Annotated in this window: 22 protein-coding genes; 5 read left to right on the top strand and 17 right to left on the bottom strand. The window is 48.0% G+C overall.

Features of this window, described 5'->3' with window-relative positions; all coding sequences use genetic code 11:
• Positions 1–18: 18 nt before the first annotated feature.
• The 14 genes from BK126_RS24250 to BK126_RS24185 form a co-directional block, all read right to left on the bottom strand.
• On the bottom strand, positions 19–1,155 hold the full coding sequence (locus tag BK126_RS24250; RefSeq protein WP_076315074.1) for a CgeB family protein: 1,137 nt from the start codon (positions 1,153–1,155) through the stop codon (positions 19–21).
• Between the two features lie 22 nt (positions 1,156–1,177).
• Entirely contained in the window at positions 1,178–2,248 is a 1,071-nt protein-coding gene (locus BK126_RS24245; protein ID WP_083656162.1) for a CgeB family protein, read from the bottom strand.
• Positions 2,249–2,511: 263 nt separating this feature from the next.
• Entirely contained in the window at positions 2,512–2,823 is a 312-nt protein-coding gene (locus tag BK126_RS24240; RefSeq protein WP_047913612.1) for a hypothetical protein, read from the bottom strand.
• A 68-nt stretch (positions 2,824–2,891) separates the two neighbouring features.
• Positions 2,892–3,179, bottom strand: coding sequence for a hypothetical protein (locus BK126_RS24235; protein ID WP_076315073.1), 288 nt, complete (start codon positions 3,177–3,179; stop codon positions 2,892–2,894).
• Positions 3,179–3,502, bottom strand: coding sequence for an alpha-helical endospore appendage domain-containing protein (locus BK126_RS24230; protein ID WP_076315072.1), 324 nt, complete (start codon positions 3,500–3,502; stop codon positions 3,179–3,181). Before BK126_RS24230 ends, BK126_RS24235 begins: the two co-directional genes overlap by 1 nt.
• 23 nt (positions 3,503–3,525) lie before the next feature.
• Positions 3,526–3,813: a nucleoside-diphosphate sugar epimerase gene (locus BK126_RS24225; RefSeq protein WP_076315071.1), complete on the bottom strand. Its 288-nt coding sequence runs from the start codon at positions 3,811–3,813 to the stop codon at positions 3,526–3,528.
• Positions 3,814–4,047: 234 nt separating this feature from the next.
• Positions 4,048–4,674 (bottom strand): DedA family protein, encoded by a 627-nt coding sequence (locus BK126_RS24220; protein ID WP_076315070.1) that lies wholly within the window; start codon positions 4,672–4,674, stop codon positions 4,048–4,050.
• 220 nt (positions 4,675–4,894) lie between these two features.
• Positions 4,895–6,271 (bottom strand): glycosyltransferase family 2 protein, encoded by a 1,377-nt coding sequence (locus tag BK126_RS24215; protein WP_076315069.1) that lies wholly within the window; start codon positions 6,269–6,271, stop codon positions 4,895–4,897.
• Positions 6,272–6,302: 31 nt separating this feature from the next.
• Positions 6,303–7,340, bottom strand: coding sequence for a GT-D fold domain-containing protein (locus BK126_RS24210; protein WP_083656160.1), 1,038 nt, complete (start codon positions 7,338–7,340; stop codon positions 6,303–6,305).
• 13 nt (positions 7,341–7,353) lie between these two features.
• Positions 7,354–8,085: a sugar phosphate nucleotidyltransferase gene (locus BK126_RS24205; protein ID WP_076315068.1), complete on the bottom strand. Its 732-nt coding sequence runs from the start codon at positions 8,083–8,085 to the stop codon at positions 7,354–7,356.
• Positions 8,086–8,099: 14 nt separating this feature from the next.
• Positions 8,100–8,846 carry a glycosyltransferase family 2 protein gene (locus BK126_RS24200; RefSeq protein WP_076315067.1) on the bottom strand — a complete coding sequence of 249 codons (747 nt, stop codon included), beginning with the start codon at positions 8,844–8,846 and terminating at the stop codon, positions 8,100–8,102.
• The gene (locus tag BK126_RS24195; protein ID WP_090726869.1) at positions 8,843–9,712 is read right to left on the bottom strand and encodes a glycosyltransferase family 2 protein; all 870 of its coding nucleotides are present in this window, start codon (positions 9,710–9,712) and stop codon (positions 8,843–8,845) included. Before BK126_RS24195 ends, BK126_RS24200 begins: the two co-directional genes overlap by 4 nt.
• Positions 9,713–9,721: 9 nt before the next feature.
• Positions 9,722–10,717, bottom strand: a complete 996-nt coding sequence (locus BK126_RS24190) for a glycosyltransferase family 2 protein (RefSeq protein ID WP_256703027.1) — start codon at positions 10,715–10,717, stop codon at positions 9,722–9,724.
• A gap of 200 nt (positions 10,718–10,917) precedes the next feature.
• Positions 10,918–14,325, bottom strand: a complete 3,408-nt coding sequence (locus BK126_RS24185; RefSeq protein WP_076315066.1) for a WIAG-tail domain — start codon at positions 14,323–14,325, stop codon at positions 10,918–10,920.
• A gap of 224 nt (positions 14,326–14,549) precedes the next feature.
• On the opposite strand from BK126_RS24185, the gene BK126_RS24180 reads away from it, so the two are divergent.
• Positions 14,550–15,665: a YheC/YheD family endospore coat-associated protein gene (locus BK126_RS24180; protein WP_076315065.1), complete on the top strand. Its 1,116-nt coding sequence runs from the start codon at positions 14,550–14,552 to the stop codon at positions 15,663–15,665.
• Between the two features lie 101 nt (positions 15,666–15,766).
• Positions 15,767–16,579, top strand: a complete 813-nt coding sequence (asd, locus tag BK126_RS24175) for an archaetidylserine decarboxylase (protein ID WP_076315064.1) — start codon at positions 15,767–15,769, stop codon at positions 16,577–16,579.
• A 408-nt stretch (positions 16,580–16,987) separates the two neighbouring features.
• On the opposite strand, the gene BK126_RS24170 is transcribed toward asd, so the two are convergent.
• From BK126_RS24170 to pdxR, 3 genes are all read right to left on the bottom strand, one after another.
• The gene (locus BK126_RS24170; protein WP_047913601.1) at positions 16,988–17,776 is read right to left on the bottom strand and encodes a helix-turn-helix domain-containing protein; all 789 of its coding nucleotides are present in this window, start codon (positions 17,774–17,776) and stop codon (positions 16,988–16,990) included.
• Between the two features lie 97 nt (positions 17,777–17,873).
• Positions 17,874–18,653 (bottom strand): TIGR00266 family protein, encoded by a 780-nt coding sequence (locus BK126_RS24165; protein WP_047913600.1) that lies wholly within the window; start codon positions 18,651–18,653, stop codon positions 17,874–17,876.
• 96 nt (positions 18,654–18,749) lie between these two features.
• The gene (gene pdxR, locus BK126_RS24160) at positions 18,750–20,246 is read right to left on the bottom strand and encodes a MocR-like pyridoxine biosynthesis transcription factor PdxR (RefSeq protein WP_076315063.1); all 1,497 of its coding nucleotides are present in this window, start codon (positions 20,244–20,246) and stop codon (positions 18,750–18,752) included.
• 163 nt (positions 20,247–20,409) lie between these two features.
• Between pdxR and BK126_RS24155 the strand changes: the two genes are divergently transcribed.
• The 3 genes from BK126_RS24155 to BK126_RS29660 all read left to right on the top strand — a co-directional run bounded on the left by BK126_RS24155 (position 20,410) and on the right by BK126_RS29660 (position 22,918).
• Positions 20,410–21,024: a pyridoxamine 5'-phosphate oxidase family protein gene (locus tag BK126_RS24155; RefSeq protein ID WP_076315062.1), complete on the top strand. Its 615-nt coding sequence runs from the start codon at positions 20,410–20,412 to the stop codon at positions 21,022–21,024.
• Between the two features lie 218 nt (positions 21,025–21,242).
• Positions 21,243–22,541 (top strand): aminotransferase class I/II-fold pyridoxal phosphate-dependent enzyme, encoded by a 1,299-nt coding sequence (locus tag BK126_RS24150; protein ID WP_076315061.1) that lies wholly within the window; start codon positions 21,243–21,245, stop codon positions 22,539–22,541.
• 245 nt (positions 22,542–22,786) lie between these two features.
• Positions 22,787–22,918, top strand: a complete 132-nt coding sequence (locus tag BK126_RS29660) for a YjcZ family sporulation protein (protein ID WP_218145903.1) — start codon at positions 22,787–22,789, stop codon at positions 22,916–22,918.
• Positions 22,919–22,974: the final 56 nt, after the last annotated feature.

Here is a 22,974-nt window from a genome sequence, read left to right as displayed (position 1 = left end):
CCACATCACTGTGTAAGCTCATCCGAATATAATCTGCATCAGACTGTTTAAGCGATGACTGTAGGTGTGTTCATTCCAGGTACGTTCGAATCCCCGAAGCGCAATCTCTCTTCTCTTGTCTTCATTTGCCAAATAAAATTCAATCTTCTCTATCATTTCGGTCGGAGATTCATACGTTTCGATCTCGACACCCGGGGTGTAGAACCGAATCAGGTCGGAGCGGGCATCTGTAAGCTGCAAGGTAGCACACGCGGATATTTCAAAGGTGCGGGGATTGGGGGATAGAGGAGGGATCTTAATGCTGTTGTTGTTCATCGAATCATCCTCATGTGAACGGTGCAGGTTCAGGACGATTTTCGTTCCATTGTACACGTCCCTTGTCTCTTCAGGACTCATCCAGCGATTGAGTTCAATTTGGCTGCGATACATTTCGTAATCGGGAAGTCGGTCCCACCATATCCCGTTAAACACCGTATTGTGAGACATGATCTGTGGAAGTACGGGATTAAAATACTGCACGCGGTTCCAATAGCCAGAGCCGATGAAGCTGACATCTCTGCGGACAGCAGTCGGCGTCATGTTAGGATAATAGTGATGAATAAAGGCGCCGAACGGCAGATAATGCACCTCAGCACACCCATGATTACGATACATTTCAACACAGTTGAGCTCAAGTGTAAAAATATAATCATAATGTGGAGCAATGTTTAGGGTCATATCGGTATAATAAGGGTCATCCGTCAACCATACGGCGGTTCGAACCCCTAAGCCTCGAATTTGATCTACCACTTCCACAGGCAGGAACATTCCATCCAGTGCAAGCACAAGATCCGGCATAAACATCCGTACCGTTTCAAGCGCAGATTCATCAGGATTCACAATGTGTACAGCGGAGCAGAGCGTCTGCAAGGTCTCAATAATCGCTTGATCAATCGGTGAGTAGGGAAAGCCCTTCCCTGAGGAGATATATACAACTTGAATGGGGCGAACCGGCAGAGGCTCCTGAGCCCGGCTCATCAAAAAATTGGCGCGCCCTCTCAAATAGCCGTCATCGAACCCTCTTTGAAATTGCTGTCTGTGCACAAGAGATTCGGAATTGTAGCCAAATCTTCTTGTTGAAGAAGCCTTTTTCTTTGGTTTCTGTCTCACAGCCACGCCTATCATCCTCCTTTTGTTTTTAAACATGATTTAGCAGCATCTCAAGCCGGTGCTTCATGGTATGGCGCAGATTCGTCGTCATGAGACCTCGCCAGGCAACAGACAGACGCTCTTGTTCGTGCGTAAGATAATATTCCATTTTCTCCTGGAGGTCTTGTGCTGTATGAAAGGTCTCAATGTCATATCCCGGTCGATAATACAGCGTCAGATCATCTCGTACATCCGTCAATTGGAGCGTGCCGCAGGCACTGATCTCATACGTGCGGGGATTGATAGAGCCGCCCTGAATTTGATGGGTATTTCGATTATCTAATCCCGCTTCGCAAGGTCTGTGCATATTAATAACGATTTTGGCTCCATTGTAATAATTCACAGATTCAGCAGGCGGAATCCAGCCTGAGTGAATAAATGGACGAAGCAGCTCCAAATTGCTCAGCCGATCCCATTCCCCTCCTGCAATCATCACACGTTTGTTCTTCAAGTAAGGAGCAAGCGCATCGAACAAAGCGATTCGGTTCCAGAATCCACTGCCAATAAATACGATATCGTATCGATATTCCGGTGCAATTTGCCGCGGTCTGAACAACGAGGTATTCACTCCGAGCGGAACATAATGCACGTGCTCAGCACCCAGATTGCTGTAGAACGGTACTGTATTCAGCTCATGTGTAAACACAAGATCATAATGCTGGGAGATCGATGCTGTTTCCTCTGTAAAATAGGGATCATCGACAAACCATATGGCCGTTCGGATTCCGTGTGATCGAATCTCTTGTATCTGTGCAAGATGATCTTCGGGGAAGATATGAAGTCCATTTAACACGAGCACCAGATCAGGGGTGTGCTCCATAGCGCTCCGGGCCATTGCAGAACGATCTGCCACCACGCATTCACGAACAGAAGAGTTCAGTGCATCGATGATCCCTTCATCAATCGCATCAAATCCCTGAGGTACATACATGACCTTCAGATCTCGAAGCACGGGAGTAAATGGCTGTGTTCTGCCAAGCACCGCTTCACATCCGCCATATCGTATCCCCTGCTCATATCCATCCTGATAACCCTGCAGCCTCCGCTTCGTCCTGTTCACCTCTCGTTCTCACCCTCGCCCAAGTGGTATAGTGTAATCACTTCTAACTATATGCCAGGGTGTCAAATGCATCATGGACCGTTGTCCTCACCTGTACAAATTTGGCTTTTGCCCCGAGTACATCTATCCTGGTTTCTTACCTTAAGCCCAAGTTTCAAAAATAAAAAGGGCTTGTACCCTGCGTAAAAAAAGAAAAACTGTCTACAAGTGACCGAAGTAATGTCGGCTTGAAAACAGTTTATACCATTCAAAAAATGAAGAAATTATTGCGCCTCATAGGCCAGTTTATGTCCATCTTCGAATCCTTGAGCGAACCCGGCGTTGAAGCCTTCGCTGTATGCGTCTTTGTACTCCGGTGCGGCGATGGTTTCTCGTGGAGACTGGACACGTTTTTTGCGGAGCTGACGCTTCTTGCCCGCTGGAGATAACCGTTTCTTTACTCTCTTCTTGCTTGAAGTCATCTTGGTCAGCTTTTTCTTGGTCACTCCGGTGACCTTTTTCTTCTTTCTGACGGATGTAGCGCGGGCACCAGCCTTTGTACCGGAACCCGTTACCCTCTTTTTTTTTCTCTTCATATTTATTCCTCCTGTGGACTTAATCAACGATGAAACAGTTCACGGTATGACGAATTGAGCCGTACTGCTCACGTATTTCGGAGCAACACAAACGCTGTATCCTCATCAGGATACCAGGGGGGAGCAGGACTGCCTTTCTTGATCGGCTCAAGTGAGATCCCATGGATGCTCTCTGCCATCTCCTGCTGACATTTGGCGATGAGGTCAATATGCTTCATTAACTGTGCTGCAGGAATGACTGCCAGCTCATAGCCATCTGCTATCGTCTCCAGCATACGAGAAAGTGCAGTCTGGCTTCTCGCAATCGACTCCAGCAGAGCAAGCTTCGCCTCCCTCTCTCTCGTTAACAGGCTCATCACTTACCCACATCAAGATCCATCATAGAATCAAACGAACCGCCATCCTGCTCTCCTTGGCTTAACAAGGCCTTCAGATTGCTGTTCAGACCGGCTTCCATCCGATTAACTCCCTCAAGAAGCTCAATTAAATGCTCCTGCAGCTTAAGCGACATATTCAACTGATCCTCATGGCTCTCGAATACTGCCCCGCTTAAATGATTAACAGACCAATTTCTTATCTTCTCCGCTTCCAGCGCCTTAGCCTCCAGAATCAGAGATATATTATGCTGCAGCTTAACGGCAGCGTCCATAATTTGAAGCATAGATTCCTCTCTGCTCATCACTCTCACCCGCCTTGTTGCTTCTATTCTTCATCCGATGCAGCCATTTCCCTAACGATATGCGTAATGGAATCGGCAATCATCTCTTCGAGATCAGCCAAATTGCTCAAATAGGTTACAATTCCTGAATTTAATTGCCCGGCTCCATCGATTAGTCCCTGCATATCGGTGAAATGAGGCAACATGTCCGGCATTACACTGATCATCTCTGCCATACGCACATTCACATGCCGTTCTGCTTCAAGAACTCTTGCGACTTGTTGATGAGCATGCGCTAGATGAGCGAGCACTTCATCGAGTTTTTGCTGCACTGGATCCAACCTCCCTCTTAAAATACAACTCAAGATCAAATTCCGGCCTCATCAGCATTTGCCTTCCATAGCATATGCATGGCCCCGGAACTCAGTGCTTGTTAGAGATGCATGTGGCCGTGGATATTTTAATGAACAGGGGGGATCAGAAATGCGTTGAACTAAAAAAAGCATTGGATGCTCTCATCCAATGCTTGGCCGCGGTAATATTGTAATCATGGCAGATTCACCATCTTACTCTCGATTCTGCTGAGCTCTTCGGATTCTTCGAAGGATCCATCTTACCAGCTGGTACAAGACAAAGACAATTCCAATCAGAATAAGAGTGCGTGTCAGCGACTTCTCCACCATGTTGAATACCTGCTTCCACTGCTCACCGAAGAGATAGCCGATGAGGAAGAACACGGTCACCCACAGTGCCGTTCCACCATATGCATAGGTAGCTACGGTTCGATACGGAAGTCGAATAATACCTATAAAATAGCCGATAAATTGTCTGACCCCCGGAACAAAAAAAACAAAGAGCAAAAGCTTCTCCCCATATTTGTCGTACCGTTTTCTTGTTTTCTCAAGAAAATCCGGATGAATGGACAGCCACTTCCCAAACCGATGCACCAAGGGAGACCCAAATCTGTATCCGATCGCGTAGGTAATCGTCACTCCGAGACATGCTCCTGTCAGTGCCAGCAGATAGGCCGGGAGCCACTCCAGCAGTCCCAAATAAACAAGATATCCCGTATATGTAAGCGTGCTGTTGCCAGGGGGAATCGGCAAAGCGATAAAGTCCAGAGGCAGGCCAATTAACAATACATAATAGCCATATTGATCAAATAATCGTTCAACGACGTCAATTAAATTCATGTAATCTCCTATTTTTCAGGCCCTAATGATATTTTGGATAGGCAGACAAGGGCAGCTGCACTTTCTCTACTGAAAATATTATTAAAATTGGAAACCATAATCAAGTTTTAACCTTTCAAGCACAACATCCGAACCCTTTGAGATCAACTCAAGGGGTCCGGTTTGATTATGAATTAACGAATATCACCCTGACACTGATCTCCTGCACCCGCGTTTCATCTTATAATAGGGGACTGAGCAGTATAGGCGGAGCAATAATTGGAAGACCTAGTGGAATGGATTGCAATTGTTCGGTCGTAAGCTCATAGATGTCTTTCCGGTCAATGCCCCAGCACTCAGCTGCATGCGGCGTAATGAATTGCCTTCGCTTACCATCCTTCAATTGAAATAGAGGCTGTGCTGCCTCAGCACTGCTGACAGTCATGATGCTCCCATCAGGAATTCCAATCGTCATCTTCTCTGCTTGCTGCAGCTGTAATTCTTCGGTTAAACGGAGCTGAATGATATCCCCGGTTGGGATGGACTGAAGCTCATAACGAGACAGCCGAACCGCTTCATCAAAGACCGCCGTTTGATGCGAATCCTGCAGTTCTAGAGGATGCTTATGACCCTGGTTTAACCAGTACAGCTTGTTGCCGCTTGTTTTGATCAGTCTGCCATCAGGATAAAATTGATAGCTCGGAATACCTCGCACTCCAAACAGATCATATGCTGCACCATTCGTATGCAGCGTTTCCTGAATCAGCTGATGCGGATTTCCCCATTTTGCCTCATAAAACTTCGCATTCCGATGATTGGTTTCTTCAAACTGTGAATTCCCTATACTCTTCATGCTTACACTGCCGAAATGGTGAATAAAGCTGTCTCCCGCGATGCATAGTTTCCTCCCCGACAGCCTGATTCGAATCATCCAGTCATCATCCTCATAATTGCCAATGCGATACCCTTCATCCAAATATCCAATGTCATACAGCAGCTCTCTTCGGAACAATAAACAGAAGCCGACAAGACGATCGGTATATTTCCATTTCCCGGGATCAGGCTTATTAAACCTCTCTGCAAAAGGAAGCATATCCCTCACTTCGGTGTAGGGAACCTCTATTTGCTGTTCTCCTCCAATATAATTGGTGACAGGTCCTACAGCGGCAATTCCAGCATCACTGTCCAAACAGCTCATCATATTGGTGAGCCATCCCGGTGTCACCACAACGTCGTTGTTTAACACGACAATATACTGCCCTCTGGCCATCATCAGACCATGATTAACACCGCCTGCAAATCCCAGATTGCTATCCAGCACCGTGTATCTGACATTCAAGTCTAAAGACCTGAGGTATTCTGCCGTACCATCCGTCGATGCGTTATCCACGACTACAATTTCATAAGGCTGAGAGGTGTACGCCTGAATGCTGGCAATGCAGCCCTTCAACATATCTATTTGATTATAGGTTGGAATGACGATGCTTGGTCCTTCCATCCACTTACCGTATGAATTAAGGCCATGAGCCACACCTTGATCGTATCCTTGTTGAAATCCTTCCTGAAACGGAGTCACCCGCGGCGTCTTCCGCATCTGCTTCTTGGTCTTTCGAGCCATCTTTGTTTTACCTCCTTCAAGAACAGCTGCATCACTGCTGGATCTCCAGTATCATTTGATCCGCTAGATGACCGATATCAATGGCGACTTTATTAGCTCCACTCGCTATGCGCTGACAAAGAACGACCGCAGGAACTCCCGCAGCGATTAAACAAATATCAAATTCATACCTCCGGCACTGCTCTAATACCCGCTCGATATCTTCAAATCCACGCACCGGGCTAATACTCCCTACAACGTTTACCCCCTGCTCCATCATCCTATCCGCTGTTTCTGCGGCTTTGTTTCCGATAAGAAGAACACGCTGCTCAGCGAGAAGAGGCAGGAGCAGGCCATGATGATGGAGCTGATAATTAATGAGTGAGTTTGTCAGCCGGTTCTGCGTTAAGCTCCAGCCATAATGTTTGCTAATGGCAAACAGCAGCATCTGGAATTCGGGCCGCCTGGACATGGGAACACCTACATAATCCGCCTTCTGGATGGAGTCCAGCAGGAGACTCTGAACAGAAGCATCAGGTAAAGGCACCCCTGCATAAGGTAGAAATGCCCCTAACTCATGGGCTTCTGAGCTAGCAATGATCGTCCCATATGCAAGGGTCAGCAGTTCTCCGTCTCCCAGCCGCACAAGCGAAAAAGACCGGCGTTCATCCAGCGCCGACCGAATCTCATCCGCTACCTGCACACTGTCTGTAATCTCAAGCAGCTCGGCTTGATGCTGCATGAGACCTGACTGAATGAGAGCTTCGGCCGTAACTCCTGGCAGTATTCTTCCGCTTGGAATGAGCCGCTCTACTATTGCCTCCCCGCCGTGGTACACCCCCTCTTTATACCCTGCCGCATAAGCCTTCTGAAGCGGACCCTCATGATCAAGCTGGAGCGGAGCCTGCGGCTTACGATGACGCGGATGCTTGAGCTTCTTGGTATTTGCTTTTTTCCTCAGGGTCGGCTTTAATTTCGATTCCTTTTTTCTGACAGAAGCCTTCTTCTTGGCGGTATAACTCTGCCGTCTCTTCTTCGCGGCGTGAATGACTGCCAGCCCGTCATGATTCAGCTTCCTGCTTCGCTCCATCTTGTTTGCTCCCTTAAGGTAAGATCTTCTTCATCTGAATGGCTGCATCCTGGAGAGATTCGAATGTCCCTGCATCGCTCCAATAACCAGAGAGAATATCGTACTCCAAGCTCTTCGCTCTGGCATAAGCATTGTTCACATCCGTAATTTCAAGCTCTCCGCGGGCAGAGGGAGATATGCCTGAAATAATGTTGAATACATCCGCATCAAACAGATAAAACCCGGTAACGCTGTAATTTGTCTCTGGATGCTCAGGCTTTTCTTCAATATATGAAATGAGCCCTCTATGCTCGGCATCAAATGCAGGAACCCCATATCTTCTTGGATCATCGACTTCCTTCAGCAGCACTCTGGCTGTTCCCGGCTTCTGATGCTTAAATGCGGTGACAAAAGGAGCAAGATCATCTGCAAACAGATTATCTCCAAGCAGAACAGCAAACTTCTCCTGTGGCAAAATAAAACCCTTGGCTAAATCCAGTGCCTCTGCGATTCCACCCGCTTCTTCCTGAATCCGATAGGTCAGGTTTACCCCATACCCGGCTCCACTCCCGAGAAAATCGATATAGAGTCCAGCAGACTGTTTGCTAATAATCAGCATAATGTCTGTAATCCCTGCTTTGCGCAGTGTTTCGAGTCCATATACAATCATCGGGTATTTGCCCACAGGGAGCAGATGCTTGTTAAGCAGCTGGGTCAAAGGCCGAAGACGCGTTCCTGTGCCTCCTGCAAGAATTATCCCTTTCAATTTCATTCCCCCTTCTATATAAATTGAAGTGGATCCACTTGCCATTTATCCATAAACAGCTGATGATTCCGCTTCACTAGCCGACTCAGGCTGTCCTCACCTGATTTTCGAAAACTGGCACTGCCCTCATGATGTACAAGTGTATCTCCACAGACGAGCAGCCTGTATCCGGCAAGCCTTGCCCTATAGCAGTAATCATCGTCCTCATAATGACCTGGGCTGAACCGTTCATCCAAATAACCGATCTTCTCCAGCAATTCCCGCTTGAACAAGAAGCAGAGTCCGACAATTCGAGGGACCTCTATCCAGCGTGAAGGATCATGCTCATTATGTGCTGCTGCAATATCTAAGAACTGAGCTTTGGAGTCAAACGGGATCTCCACCTGCTGTATGCCGCTGGCATAGTTTGTGACAGGACCTGCAATACCGACCGCGGGGTCGCTGAACAGCCCCTGTTTCAGCTGAGCCAGCCAGTTTCGTGTCACGGTCACATCATTGTTGAGCAGCAGCAGGCTGCCTCCCCTGGCGATACGCAAGCCGCTGTTGCATGCCTTTGGAAATCCCCGATTCTCAGGCAGAGAGATCACTTTGATACGTTCAGATACGCAGTACTCGTAGGTCCCATCCGTAGAACGATTATCTACGACGATGATCTCGTAAGGGTCTTCTGTCCACTTCCGTATTGAATCAATGCAGCTTCGCAGCAATTCAAGACCATTGTATGAAGGTATAATAATGCTGGTCATCTCCTGAACATTCATGGCGCATTTCTCCAACTGGCGACGGCCGCTCTATATTGAGTAGAAGGCTCTCCCCGTTCTGTACGGGCTTCAAGATATTTCGATAATGCTTCAATATGGTCGCCAATAATCATGCGTTCCACATCGTTGCCCTTGCCTGTATTGTCTTTTCTAAGGCGATTGCCCGTTATCACGTTCACTTTGCTGACTGCCTCAACCTTCATCCCCTTTGTGCAAGCCAGCATCTGTGCCACAGGGGGAACCATCAGGCTCTGATACCCAACCTCTCTGATGCAGCGGCTGGATAAAGCATGAGGTATTGCGACAAGCGAATTAGCCGCAAGATCACTCCGATCGAGCACCGAATTTAGATAAGTCTTCATTCGGGTGACGTCATCCTGATCTGGAAATGCGGGAATATAGGAGGTTAAATTATTTAACGCCATATCCACGCCTCGATCGACGGCCGACAGAAATGGGACCAATCGCTCAGCCTTAATCACAATGTCCCCATCCGTGAACAGGACAATATCAGAAGTCGTAAGCTCTGCTCCGATGGCGCGGCCGACATCGTGTCCTACCCGGTCTGGTTCATGCACAATGGTGACAGCCGGAAACTTTCGTGCTATCTCATAACTGTTATCTCTGCATCCATTCAGCACAACCACGATTTCCTGCAGAGGCAGACGACTCAGCTCCTTTAGTACTCCTCCGAGAGTTCCGGCCTCATCCGATGCAGAAACGACGGCAGAAGCTGAATTCTGTAATGTTAAGCGTACTGGTGCTGAAGCAGACAGCTTCCCCTTTGTGCCCGGTAATTTCGTCCTCCTGCTGCCTGGCTTCTTCCTCCCACGCGAACTCTTCATTCGTACAGCCCGGTTCTTCAAATGATCTATTCACCTCGCTCTTACCAAGTGCCTTGCCCTATGGAGATCCGTAAATCCGCCGCGGCTCCCTTGATGCAGCGTTAACCAGCGTACAGCTTCTTCATGATCGCTCAGAACAACGCCGGTCAATAGGTCTTGGTTTCGCCGATCCTTTCTTCTTAGCGGATTTAATCTCCCAACGGGCACGCGATGTACTGCTTTGACAAGGAGCCCCTGCTTGATCGCCATGGCTTGAGCTAAAGGAGGTATCTGTAATCCCCCTTCTCGGAGCATTTCAAATGCAGCTCTGCTGATCGCATGCGGCACGGCCGTCATGGAGGCTCCCTTCAAATCCGATCGACCGAGCATCGTATTCAGTGCGTGCTTTGCTTCCACGACCGGATGAACCGGCACTTTACTAACGGGGCCATTATAATCGTTTAATGCAATATCAATACCGGACAATACTGCACTAACAAATGGCTTCAAGTCCTGAGCAGGGATCAGCATATCTCCATCAATGAAGAGCAGCACCTGTCCTCTAGCCGCTTCAGCACCGATTTGCCTTCCGACATCATGACCGAGAGCTTCTGAGTAACTAATAATACGAGCTCCTGCTGCTATGGCTCTCGCCTCTGTCTGATCCGTGGAACCATTGACAACAACGATCACTTCCGTGAATGGATGGATCCTCTCCGCTTCCCGAATGATGCGGGCAATCAAGGCTTCTTCATTCATTGCAGGAATAATGACAGAGACCAGTGGCTCATGAGTGACAGATTCCTGCATCTCGGGTTTCAAGTGATTGCGCATGAATTGCTCAGAGATCAACGGAGCTGATTTAACCGGATTTTGAGATGTTGTTCTGCGATTTTTAATCATTCGTCTGGTTGATCGACGCTTCTTCAGCGGTTTTATTTTTCCGGCTTGCTGTATATGGCCTCCCTTGTCAAGCACCCGTTTCTGGCTACCGGACCGGCTGGGAGCTGTTCTGCTTCGCTTCATTTTTTGATTGTTGTCTCCCACCGTATGTCCTCCTTCTACCTTCTTTTCAGGCATTGCTTCTATTAAGGAGTATTCACGTATAGCATATGCATTCAGAGAAGGAGAGCAACGGCATCTGTCCTTGCTATCTTCGCTTGAACCTCACGAGTATATAAAAATAAGCAGTGCTCTCCCGCTGCCGATCCTTCAGGGATTGCACTGCTTATTTACTGAAATGGGGATTATGGCTGTGTGCCCAGAGCGATCCACGATACGGTGCCGTAATCACTGCTGTCCCCGCTCAAACGTCTGATTTTGAGCAATACGGATTCTTTACGCTGCTCAATCACGCTGACTTGGAAGTCTGTCGTATTACACATGGCGACGAATACATAGCCTGCGGATTCAAACTCTTCCCCGAAGGAGATCACCACTTCCTGCTCAGCTGCTTCTTCCTCTTCAAAAGCAATAATATACTGCCCAAACTGCTGTGTAACCGGGTGCTTCAATGCCGAACGTACCGGAGTAAAGCTCAAGTGCTCCGGGCACAGTGCTCCTTCTGCAACATGCTGTCCTTCAATCACTCGTTCCGCCAGCTGCTCTCCTGTAATCGATCGTGATTTAAGAACTGTAGCCGGAAGGCTCTCATCTGCCAGCTTATCGCCTGTGATGCTCTTATCTTGAATCAGCTCGGCTCCAATTGTCCCTTCCTCGATATGAGCCCCATTGATGCTGCGAAGCCGAATATGGTAAGGGAGAATCGCGCCTTCAAATATGTGTTTGGATTGAATAGCCGACTGCTGCAAATGATTGGAGCTAATGATCTCCGCCTGCAGATGTGAACCATTAATGGATAACGGCATCAAATGCTCCCATGAGATGGAGGATATGCCGTAATGCTCATGCTGAATCAGACCCGGCATGAGATGCATGGACTGCACTGCTTCACTAGCAAGGTGAGAGCTGCCGATTGCACCTTCTTTAATAAGTCCAGACGTGATGGACAGCGCCTGAATATGTTCGCTTTCAATCGTTCCAGGCTGTATATGGTAAGAAGAAATTGAATCTGGAGCAATGTGATGCTCACGAATAGCACTGTCCTGTACATGCCCTGAACCGATCGCGGCTTCTACAATATGCAGACCTTGAACACTGCCATGCTCTAAATGTTCAGTGGATATGGCAGCTGCCTTTATATGATGACGGTCGATAATCTGATTCTGAAGTGCGTCTTCATTAATAGATGCGCTCATCAGATGAACCTCGCCTATGCTCGCACGGGCAAGCTTGCTTCCTGTGATCGTCTCATCAAGAATCCATTCTGCTTGGCGCAGATCACTGGCCAAATGCTCGGCCGTAATGGTGCTCTTCTTGAGATGATACCCTTGAATGCTCCGCTCTGCCACATGCTTGCCGAACACGGACTCATTTGCAAGATGCGTATCGAGAATGGATTGAGGAGCTATTTTGTCAGACGTAATCGCATTCGCCTGGATCGACTCATGAGTGATGGCCCCTGGATATAAATGGCCGCTCAGCACACTGTGTGCCGCAAGCTTCGTTGCGGTTACACTGCTGTCTGCGAGCTTCGCTCCGGTCACGGCCAGATTGGCCAGCTTATCGGTCGAGACACTTTCGGGCGACAGCTTAAGCGATGTAACCGCATAGTCTGACAAGTGCTGAGGAAGCACGGCCCCATTTTTAATCAGCTGATCGGTTATACTTGCCTGAGCAAGATGCCTGGTGTTAATGCTGTTGTCTGCAATTGCAGCGGAGAGGATCGAGCCTTTCTTCAGGTGAATGCTGTCGATGGAATTAGCAGCGATATGCTCAGTGTGAACGGCCTGCTCTTGAATGGCCTCCCTGCCGACACTGCCAGCCGTCAAATGAATATTCTGAATCGACTTCTCTGCCAGATGCTCACTGCGAACTGCATTATCTGCAATAATTCCACTGTCTACCGACCCTGATGCCAGCTTGGATTCAGTTACACTCTTGTCGGCAAGCTTATCTGTAGTAACCGATGAGATTTGCAGATTCTTCGTATTCACTGCGTTATCACTCAAGTGCAGGTGCTGAATGCTGCGAGGTGAGATCGCTGCGCTGATGACAGATTCAGGTCCCAAATGCTGGGCAAGGATCGTATTATTGCCGATATGATGAGACTCAATGGCCTCCTTGGTCAAATGCCACGCATATATAGAGCCTTGCGCCAAATGAGCAGAACCTACTGCACCGCCTGCAATATGTCTCGTATGCACCGCCTGGTCTGCAATTTTGGCTGCGAGAATGCTCTGATCCGCAATCTTGGAAGAAGTTACAGCCTGCTCTACTAATTGGGCGGTACCCACGGATTGATCACTTAGCTTCGTGGTGCCTATAACCCCATCCGCCAGGTGATGCCCCAAAATTTCAGACTGTCCGATCTGCTCTTTGCCGATGGCACCTTTCTGAATCTGCTTCGCGCCAATCGTCTCTTCCGCTATATGAATCCCGGTTACCGCTTGCTTCTTAATGTGCGCCTCTCCGACGGCCCCTTCAGCAAGCAGATCGGCATCAATAATCTTTGCAGACAAGTGCTGCTTGCCAACAGCTCCCTCCGCGAGATGCTCAGAGGTTATGCCTCCCTGCACCACGTGCTGTGCAAGAACGGCGCGATCCTCAATTTTTCCAGAGGTTACGGCTCCATCTCTTATCTTGCGTGAGGTTACCGCATCATCGGCCAGCTTGGAATTATGAACGGCTCCATTCCCCAGCTGTCTTGTTCCTACTGCACTTCCTGCAATCTTCTCCTGTGTAATAGATTCTTCTTGAAGCATTTCACTGGAAATGATCAGATTGGCGAGGTGCCGTGTACTGATGGATCCATCCGCGATCTTGTCTGCATCGATGCTCTGGTCGCTTAATTTCCTGGAAGTGATGCTTCCGTCCTTGATCTTGCCGCCTGTTATCGACGCGTCCTTAACCTTCTCTCCCGATATTGCTCCATTAACCAAGTGCTCATCAAGCACAGAAGCCTCGGCCAGCTTGGAGGACACAATAGCCCGGTCCGCAATATGAATGGCAGTAACCGCATACTCCTGAAGAGCCTCGCTGCCTATAGCCCCCCGTTTAATATGTCCGCTGTTGATGGCGTAAGGGGCCAGCTGTGTACCTGTTACAGCATGCTCGCTAATGTCCTCCGTGTAAATAAAAGCTTCTCCTCCCGGCATCTGTTTCTCTGCCAGCAGCTCTTTCTTTGCAGTGATCAGGCTGTGACTGGGTGGAGTGTCTTGTTTTATATTTGATGCCGGGCTAGTGACGGTCTCCTGCAGCAGCGTTTGATCCGATTTGGTAATGGGTGGCGCCTGTGCGATAGGGACTGCCTGGGCGATAGGGGCTGCCTGGGCGGTTTCCTCTTCCTGTACAGGTACAGGTACAGGTACAGGTACAATTACCGTACCCGCAATAGAAGCCTTCTCTTTGGAGGCAGGCTCTTCTAAGGCAGTGGATTCAGCCTTAGCATTCAATTTACTCTGCTGCCTCGCCTTAGCCCTCTCCCTCTCTGCATTTAACCGGTCCAGTAGTGCAAGCTCACTCGTATCGGGGTCTATCCCAAAACGATGTTTGGCTGCATTCTGGCTCGTTTTGATCTTCCCTCTTTTTTTCAAAACCGCTCGCTCCTTTATGACAAAACAGTTATTTTTCCTGCATCCTATGCACAGCTATGGGCATGTGACACTCTCCGTACTCACTTTCATACAGGTCCATGCCTTGATTTTGGGCTTGTATACAACGGCTGGACGCGGGCTGTTCTCCCTATCGGGACGATTCCTGCAATCATAGAATAGAATTGAACCTTTCCTTAACGTATCCGGAAGGAGGAATCAAGCTTATGGAATATGTCGGTATCCTCCTGGACTCTTCCGTCTATCGAGGAATTCCTCATGCCAGAACAGGGCAGGAATCACTTGTATTATATGAGCTGGCAGCAGCTGCCTACGACCTCATTCCCTGTTATATGAGGCTTGAAGATATTCATTTACCCTCAGGAACGTGCAGAGCCTATATCCACTCCGAGAACACATATAAACTCAACACTATCAAGCTTCCCTATACTATCCATAATCGGGCTATGTACTTTACCACAGCCAGTCACCACAAAATGGCCGGACTGATTCAGCAGGGAATTCTCATCTATAACCTTAGAAATCGATATAAAAAAGTTCAAATTCATAGACTGTTATCCCGAAATTCAGAGCTTGTGCCTCATTTACCCGAGACAGAGCCAGCAACAAAGCACTCCTTAGCAAGGATGATGGCTAAGTATTCCGATTTAATTATCAAGCCCAGCAATGGGAGTATTGGATCCGGAGTGATGCGGCTTACACAGCGAAGCGCCTTGTGGCAGCTGTCCTTCCATCCGAAACCAGGCAAATGGAGACAAATAAGATTCAAGCAAGGGAGACTGCCAGCCTTTTTGCCGGCACGCCTTACTCGCAAAGAGCACCTCATTCAGCAACGAATACCTTTGGCTACTTATGAAGACCGACCTTTTGATCTGCGTGTAACCGTGCAGCGGGGAATAACCGGGGAATGGGGAGTTACCGGGATGTTCGCCAAACTGGCTGCCTCTAAGGATGCCTTTATCACCAATGTGGCTCGCGGCGGATCTGCTATGGCGGTAGACCGCATATTTTCTAGCGCGTTCCCTCATGTTGCAGCCGATAAACTCCAGAGCCGCATTCATCATTTGGCGCTGACTGCAGCGCACCAGCTGTCTGTCGAGCTGCCCCATATTGCGGATCTTGGCATAGATCTGGGTATTACGGCCGCAGGTGAACTCTACTTGATCGAATGTAATGGAAGAGATCAGCGCTACGGCTTCCGCAAAGCTGGCATGCCGGAAGAATGGGCCCAGAGTTATCGTGAACCGATGGCGTACGCACGTTATTTACTTGATCAGAAACCGTCTGCTGCTTCTCTGAACAACCTCAAGCTTATTACATGAACGTCATATTGATTTCGATCCGGTTCTGTGTCAATATTATGCAGAGTGGCCGGACTTTACGATTGTCCGGTCTAGACGCTCGTTTCCTAAGGGGGATATACATGTCGAAACCGTTGCTGCGCCTCATGACAGAGCTTTCTTCACGCAAATGGATCTCCCGGCTTACCGGCACTTTTTCCAAGAGCAGTGCGAGTAGGCTGCTAATTCCGTGGTTTATCCGAACCTACGAAATAGATCCTAATGAGGCCGAACTAGAACCAGGCGAATACCCTTCCCTGAACGCTTTTTTTACGCGAAGGCTGAAGCCCCATGCGAGGCCTCTGCATGAACACCCAGATTCTCTGCTCAGTCCGGTGGACGGCAAAATTACAGCAATGAGCCCGATAACCAAAGGCACCATTCTTAATATTAAAGGTCACGATTATACCCTTGCTGATCTACTGAACCAATCTCCTCACATGGAGAAGTATAAAAATGGATGGGCCGTCATTCTGTATCTGAGTCCAAAAGATTATCATCGAATTCACGCTCCGGTTACGGGTAAACAGGTAGAGAGTGAGCATATCCGCGGTAAAGTGTATCCGGTGAATGATTTTGGTCTGCGTCACATGAGAACCGTATTAAGCCGGAATGAACGGCTTATTACATATATCAAGCATGAGCATGGCGAGATTGCGCTTGTGAAAGTCGGTGCTATGAATGTAAGCAGCATTCAATATGCGGATGACAAAGTGAAGGCTTGGCAGCGCGGGGATGAGCTCGCTTACTTCGAATTCGGCTCTACTGTCGTGTTGCTGTGCGAGAACGGCACCTTTGTACCAAGGGAAGACCTGGCGGAAGGGGACAATGTCCGGATGGGTGATTCGCTTGGAGTCATTGTTTCAAAGGCAGCAGAAATAAGAAGGCCTTCATAGATGGACACAGTGAGTGAATCGTGTGCGGATCTAGATAGTAAAAAGCAGCAGTCTCTCGGAGAACATTTTCCAGAGGGCTGCTGCTTTTATCTTTTCAGGCTTTTGCATCATTCGATATGATTGTTCATGGGATGTATACAAAAACCACTGTATATGATGAGTCAATATATGGATTCAGTCCAACTTCATTTCAACCCATTCTAGAACCAGACGTCTTCCACCGGTTTACGGCGCAAACGATTACGGAACAGAGAACAGCCTTTGCCAAAGCAGCCGCGATTACGAATTCTGCGAATTCCGTTCAAAGTAGACCCTCCTTACTCCTGCATGTTATACATTAATGCATATACCCCGCAGCATGAGGTTTGAAACTTTGATTATCGATTTGCACCATTTTACACTCTTGAATCAACGGATCTCCGATGGACTTCTCCCCGTGTATTGCTTGAACTGCCTGCTGAAAAAGAAGATATCGCGATACCCGAGGGCATCCGCCACCTCTGTTACATTCATTCCTGCATGCACCAGCAGGTGCTCTGCACGTTCAATGCGCATCTTGATAATATAAGACTGGACGGATGAACCGATCAGCTCTTTAAATTTAATGGAGAAATAACGGGGGGAAAGTCCTGCTCTCGCCGCAAGATCCTCTACCCGATGATTAATGCCGGGATGCTGACGCACGTAGTTAGCAATCTCCTGAATCGCTTCAGCAAGCTGGTTGCTAACCTTCTTCTCTGCAGGGTGCTCCTCATATTCCAGACGCAGCAAATGAATCATCATCTGCTTCAAAATAAGCTTATTCTCTTCTTCACGTCCATAGGCTTGGGATAAAAATAACCTCACATATCTCGCAAGCATATGCTCAAAGTCAATCGTCTCTCGAAGCCGGTTATACGTACCCGGTACTTCTGTAACCGGCTCCTTGACATCAAAATGTATATACGTTAGTACAAACGGCTTCTGCGGATTATGAGTTGCGCTTGTATGGTCACCAGGACGGAACAAGAAGCAGCTTCCCTTCTGGGCATGATAAGGCTCATCATTTACAATGACCGTACCTTCTCCGCTCCACACATAAAATAAATCGTAGTTTTGCATCGGTTTTTCGCGTTTCTGCCATTTCCAGCCTGGCTCACAGACAATCTTGGCGACGGCGGGCAAAATCACAAAAGACGACGGTGACGCATGTAACATGTCGTCCTTCCTCCTTATTAAGTGGATCATTATCCCTTATTATAGCGTGAAACGAGGCGGAAGAAAAACGCTTCATCATGTAGATATAATTAACTATTTAACGTCCATCCAGTAAATTGCCGAGTCCCCCAAGAACACTGCCTTCCTCTTTTTTTCCCATGCTTGCAGACAGCACTTTATCAGCCAATCTTGAGAATGGCAGAGACTGTACCCAGACTTTACCCGGCCCGCGCAAAGTGGCAAAGAAGAGACCTTCACCGCCGAATAATGCAGTCTTCACTCCCTTGACGAACTCAATATCATAATCAATAGTGGATGTCATCGCGACAAGGCAGCCTGTATCTAAACGGAGCGTTTCACCAGGCTGGAGCGTTCTTTCGATCACTAAACCGCCGGAATGAACGAAGGCCAGGCCATCCCCTTCAATTTTTTGCATAATGAAGCCTTCACCGCCAAAGAAACCTGCACCCAGCTTACGACGAAACTCAATGCCTACCGATACTCCCTTGGCTGCACACAGAAAGGCATCCTTCTGGCAGATCACTTTACCGCCAAGATTAACCAGGTCGAGAGGGATGATCTTGCCTGGATACGGTGAAGCAAAGGTTACACTTTGACGGTACCTGCCTTCATTCGTGAATACCGTCATGAATAAGCCCTCACCTGTGATGAGTCGTTTGCCTGCCCCCATCAGCTTACCCATCATGCCTCTTCCCGCTGAACTGCCGTCTCCGAAGATCGTTTCCATACGAATATCCTGATCCATCATCATGAAGCTGCCTGCTTCAGCAACTACACTTTCACCCGGATCGAGCTGAATTTCTACACACTGCATCTCTGAGCCGAGAATGGAATAATCAATTTCATGTGCTGGCATTTGAATTCCCCCGTAATTTTAATTTATTTTCAAATAAGTCCTTATTAATGACTATGATTACGAGATATTAGCTTTACTGGTTTCATTTCACTTACTTTATTTTCCTTTTTCTTGTCCATATTTGATATCTTCAAATGCCAATGTCATCCTTAGGATGCCTTCTTTTATTTGTTCCTCGGATAGATGCGCGTATTTAAAAAAGAGAGAGGGTCTGGACGGATTGAGCTGGAATCGGATTCCGTCAGTGAAGTATACTCCTCGGCGTATACAGGCCCTTTTAAATGCAGCATAATTCTCATCGTTCCCGTTCCATAGCGCGTAAAAACCCAGCCCCGCATCCCCTATAAACACGGTGAACATGTGGCCTGCATGCTGCTGGATCCAATGGGCAAATTTCTGATGTTTGGCCCCATACCTGCGAGTCAGCTTTCGAATATGCTTCGCATAGCCGCCACGAGACATCCAGACAGCCAGCGCCCGCTGTTCATATAGACCCGCAGATATGGGATCATAGTAGGCCTTGGCAGCAACAACCGGTGCTACAAGTGCTGGAGGCAGAACAGCATAGCCCAGGCGAAATCCCTCTGGCATCGTTTTGGAGAAAGAGCCGATATGAACGACTCTTTGCTCCTGATCCAGTACTTTCAGCGGCTCAATCGGACGTCCTTGAAAGCGAAATTCGCTGTCATAGCTGTCTTCGATAATAATTGCCTGCCTGTTTCTTGCCCAAGCCAGTAGAGCCAGCCTCCGCTCCAGATTGAGCACAACGCCCGTTGGAAACTGCCGGCTGGGCGTAACAAACAGAAGACGTGCATCCCAATCCTCAGGAATAATTCCATGATGATCTACGGTAGAGGGAATCACTTCGCCTCCGCACACCTGAACAGCCTGGGCAAACCCCTTGAATCCCGGACTTTCGACTACTGCCTTCTCGCCCTCATCCAATATCACTTGGGTAAGAAGCGCTATAGCCTGCATCGAACCGCTGAACAAGACGATTTCCTTGCCGCTGACCATAATACCCCGAGTTGCTCCGAGATGCGCGGCTATGGCTTCTCTTAAACGTATATCGCCTGCCGGGTCATACAGACTTTCATATTTTCCCTGTTGATTGCTTCTCGATAGGAGGCTCTTCCATTCCGCATACGGAAAATCGGTATCAGGCTGATGTGATCTGTCAAAACGTATTTCCTCTGTCTGCTTATGCCGGGGCTGCTCATCCGGCAGGAGAAGATGCGAATTGATCGCTGTTAGTGATTGATACTGCTTAGCTGCGCGTTTCCCCCACGCAGATAATCGAATGTTTGTATTATGTAATGCCTCTGGCGGTTCGCCCGGTATGCCGGCAAAGGCTACATAAGTCCCTCGTCCGGTCTCCGTGTGAATATACCCATCAGCCTGCAGCATGTCATAAGCGGTTGCAACAGATCCGCGAGACAGCCCGTATTGAACAGCTAACAGCCGAGTTGCCGGCAGCTGAGTTCCACTCTGCAGCGTTCCTGACAGAATTGCATCCCGAATCGCATGGTACAGCGCATGGTATTTATAACGGTATTCCTTGATATATCGATCCCAAGAGACCATAAATTCCATGTTGTTCGTTCCTCCGTTCATCTGCTGCTTCTGGTTTGAGTTTACATGCATTTTATAGATTGGACTATAAAAAATCAATGGTATTGGATCTTTTTTCATGACAATAGACGGACTAATATGTAGAAAAACATCAATATAACCCGCTGCAAGGAGGCGCACGTTCATGAGAAGAAAAGAATTTACCATAGAACAGGAAGAGGAGATCACTGAATTTCTGTCAACACAAACCTTCGGATTTCTTGGTACCGTAAGTATGGACAACAAACCAAGGGTAACACCACTTAATTTCGTTTACGATGAGGGCTGTTTTTATTTTCACGGCAGTCTTGCCGGAGAGAAAATGAAGCATATTAAGGCAAACAGCACGGTCAGCTTTACCGTGGCAGAAGAGTATTCCTTGATCCCTTCCTACTTTCAGGATCCCTTGCTGGCCTGCCCCGCTACCGCCTTCTTCAAGAGTGTGTCCGCCAGTGGTCATGCAGAAAAAGTAACCGACTTGAAGGAAAAAGCCCGGGCTCTGAACCGATTTATGGAGAAGCTCCAGCCGGAGGGAGGCTATCTGACCATCGATGCCGACGATCCAAGATATACAGGTCAATTAAAGGCTGTAGCCGTCGTCCGGATCGTTCCCGAAACGCTGAGTGCGAAGTTCAAATTCGGGCAGAACCTGCAGCAGGACAAGCATGAGCAGCTTCAGGAGCAGCTCGAGCAGCGAGGTGAGGCTAAGGATGCGGCAACCGTAGAAATGATGCGAAAATATTGCCCTTTTCACTCCTGAATATTTCCATGTTTTCTCTTTCCAGGAGCCGTTCATACTACAGCTGCAGCTTGTGCATGCTTGCTGCACAACCATTATAGCTCAGCAATGTAACGCGGTAATGCATTGTAAAGGTCATTTGTATTGTTTTTCCGTGACGACGGCTGTGCTTGGTGCTATAATATGAGGCAGTGTAAATGGTCTCTAATTTATTCAACGACTTGGAAGGATGAAAATCGATGAACCCACTGGCTGTACAGCTGAACGAAAGTATTCAAGCGGGCAGCGATCATGTGTACGACATGCTCTCGAGGCTCGGCAAAGAGCTATATTATCCGAAGGAAGGTATTCTTAGTCAATCGGCTGAAGCTTCAAGCCGTGCAAAGAAATACAATGCAACGATCGGGATTGCTACCGAAGGCGGCAAACCGATGCATCTGCAAGTCATCCAGGAGAAACTATCTGCCTATAAGCCACAGGATTTGTATCCTTACGCACCCCCGGCTGGTAAACCGGATTTACGAGTAGCATGGCGGAACAAAATGATTGAAGAGACGCCATCCTTACAAGGTAAAATATTTGGCAATCCCATCGCAACGAACGCTCTGACCCATGGTCTCAGCATTGTGGCAGACCTGTTTGTCGACGACGGAGATGCTGTTATATATCCAGACAAAAACTGGGAGAACTATGAACTCACCTTTGGAGTTCGAAGACATGCCCGTCTGGTCAATTATCCATTGTTTAATGATCAGATGAAATTTAACAGCACCGGACTGAAGGAAGCCCTCCTTGCACAGAAGGATCAGGGCAAAGCTGTTGTAGTCTTGAATTTCCCGAACAATCCGACAGGCTACACACCGGGCATTGAAGAAAGCAAGGAGATTGTAGCAGCTGTCAAAGAAGCCGCAGAGGCAGGAATTAATGTCGTTGTAGTCACCGATGATGCCTATTTCGGTCTGTTCTTCGAGGATTCCATTCACGAATCTTTGTTTGGAAGCCTGACCGGCATACACCCACGAGTTCTACCGATCAAGATTGACGGCGCAACGAAGGAAGAGTTCGTATGGGGATTCCGTGTCGGATTTATAACGTATGCCCATGACAACCAGGACATCCTGTCTGCACTGGAACAGAAGACGCTGGGTATTATCCGTGCAACGATCTCCAGTGGTCCGCATCCTTCACAGACCTTTGTGCTGGATGCGCTGAAATCACCTGAATTTGCAGCACAAAAAGAAGAAAAGTTCCACATCATGAAAGCTCGTGCCAATACCGTAAAAGCACTGCTCGACAGTGGCAAATACGACGGAGCATGGGAATACTATCCTTTTAATTCAGGATACTTCATGTGTCTGAAGGTGACGAAGGTACAAGCTGAAGAGCTGCGAGTGCATCTTCTGGACCGATACGAGATTGGTACCATTGCGCTCGGCGAGCATGATTTACGTATTGCCTTCTCCTCGCTGGAGGAGAATCAGCTTGAAGAACTGTTCGACACCATTTATCAAGCTGTCCAGGATCTGACGCAAGGTTAGATTCAGATTCAAGTATCGAACCAAGTAAGTCCAAATCACGAGAAAAGTATGAGCCCCTCTGACTTCCCTTAGGCAGTCAGAGGGGCTTGTTTGTGTGTCAAAATAAACGGCTTTTATTTCTGGGTTCATTTTTTTATGCTTCAAAAGGCAACTGCCCAAACACGAGAGGGATTTGCATCATAGGATACGTTGTACGCTTCGTAAGAGAAGCTTACCATTAAATGACTCGAAAGGGGTATGGAAATATGTCTGGAAAAGATGAAAGAAGCTATGGAGATTATGGAACTTACGGTGACCATGGAAGCAATAAACTTGGTGCAATCCTGGTATTGTTTATCCTTCTCGTAATCATCGTTAAATCCTTCTCCTCCTACTAATTTCAGGTAAGCAGCAGCTCATTGGATGGACGGTAAATTTCATACCTGATCTTACC

It is taken from the genome of Paenibacillus sp. FSL H7-0326 (assembly GCF_001955535.1).
In the GTDB taxonomy this organism is placed as follows: Bacteria; Bacillota; Bacilli; order Paenibacillales; family Paenibacillaceae; genus Paenibacillus; species Paenibacillus shunpengii.
The sequence above is the reverse complement of the archived record's forward strand: the minus strand, read 5'-3'. Positions and strand labels throughout refer to the sequence as shown.

What these genes read in the sequence shown, in the direction of transcription:
- BK126_RS24240 (WP_047913612.1), bottom strand. Translation starts at nt 2,823, where the DNA reads ATGAAGAGAAAAAAAAAGAGGGTAACGGGTTCCGGTACAAAGGCTGGT.
- BK126_RS24235 (WP_076315073.1), bottom strand. Translation starts at nt 3,179, where the DNA reads ATGAGCCTGTTAACGAGAGAGAGGGAGGCGAAGCTTGCTCTGCTGGAG.
- BK126_RS24230 (WP_076315072.1), bottom strand. Translation starts at nt 3,502, where the DNA reads ATGAGCAGAGAGGAATCTATGCTTCAAATTATGGACGCTGCCGTTAAG.
- BK126_RS24220 (WP_076315070.1), bottom strand. Translation starts at nt 4,674, where the DNA reads ATGAATTTAATTGACGTCGTTGAACGATTATTTGATCAATATGGCTAT.
- BK126_RS24215 (WP_076315069.1), bottom strand. Translation starts at nt 6,271, where the DNA reads ATGGCTCGAAAGACCAAGAAGCAGATGCGGAAGACGCCGCGGGTGACT.
- BK126_RS24210 (WP_083656160.1), bottom strand. Translation starts at nt 7,340, where the DNA reads ATGGAGCGAAGCAGGAAGCTGAATCATGACGGGCTGGCAGTCATTCAC.
- BK126_RS24200 (WP_076315067.1), bottom strand. Translation starts at nt 8,846, where the DNA reads ATGAATGTTCAGGAGATGACCAGCATTATTATACCTTCATACAATGGT.
- BK126_RS24180 (WP_076315065.1), top strand. Translation starts at nt 14,550, where the DNA reads ATGGAATATGTCGGTATCCTCCTGGACTCTTCCGTCTATCGAGGAATT.
- asd (WP_076315064.1), top strand. Translation starts at nt 15,767, where the DNA reads ATGTCGAAACCGTTGCTGCGCCTCATGACAGAGCTTTCTTCACGCAAA.
- BK126_RS24170 (WP_047913601.1), bottom strand. Translation starts at nt 17,776, where the DNA reads ATGTTACATGCGTCACCGTCGTCTTTTGTGATTTTGCCCGCCGTCGCC.
- BK126_RS24165 (WP_047913600.1), bottom strand. Translation starts at nt 18,653, where the DNA reads ATGCCAGCACATGAAATTGATTATTCCATTCTCGGCTCAGAGATGCAG.
- pdxR (WP_076315063.1), bottom strand. Translation starts at nt 20,246, where the DNA reads ATGGAATTTATGGTCTCTTGGGATCGATATATCAAGGAATACCGTTAT.
- BK126_RS24155 (WP_076315062.1), top strand. Translation starts at nt 20,410, where the DNA reads ATGAGAAGAAAAGAATTTACCATAGAACAGGAAGAGGAGATCACTGAA.
- BK126_RS24150 (WP_076315061.1), top strand. Translation starts at nt 21,243, where the DNA reads ATGAACCCACTGGCTGTACAGCTGAACGAAAGTATTCAAGCGGGCAGC.
- BK126_RS29660 (WP_218145903.1), top strand. Translation starts at nt 22,787, where the DNA reads ATGTCTGGAAAAGATGAAAGAAGCTATGGAGATTATGGAACTTACGGT.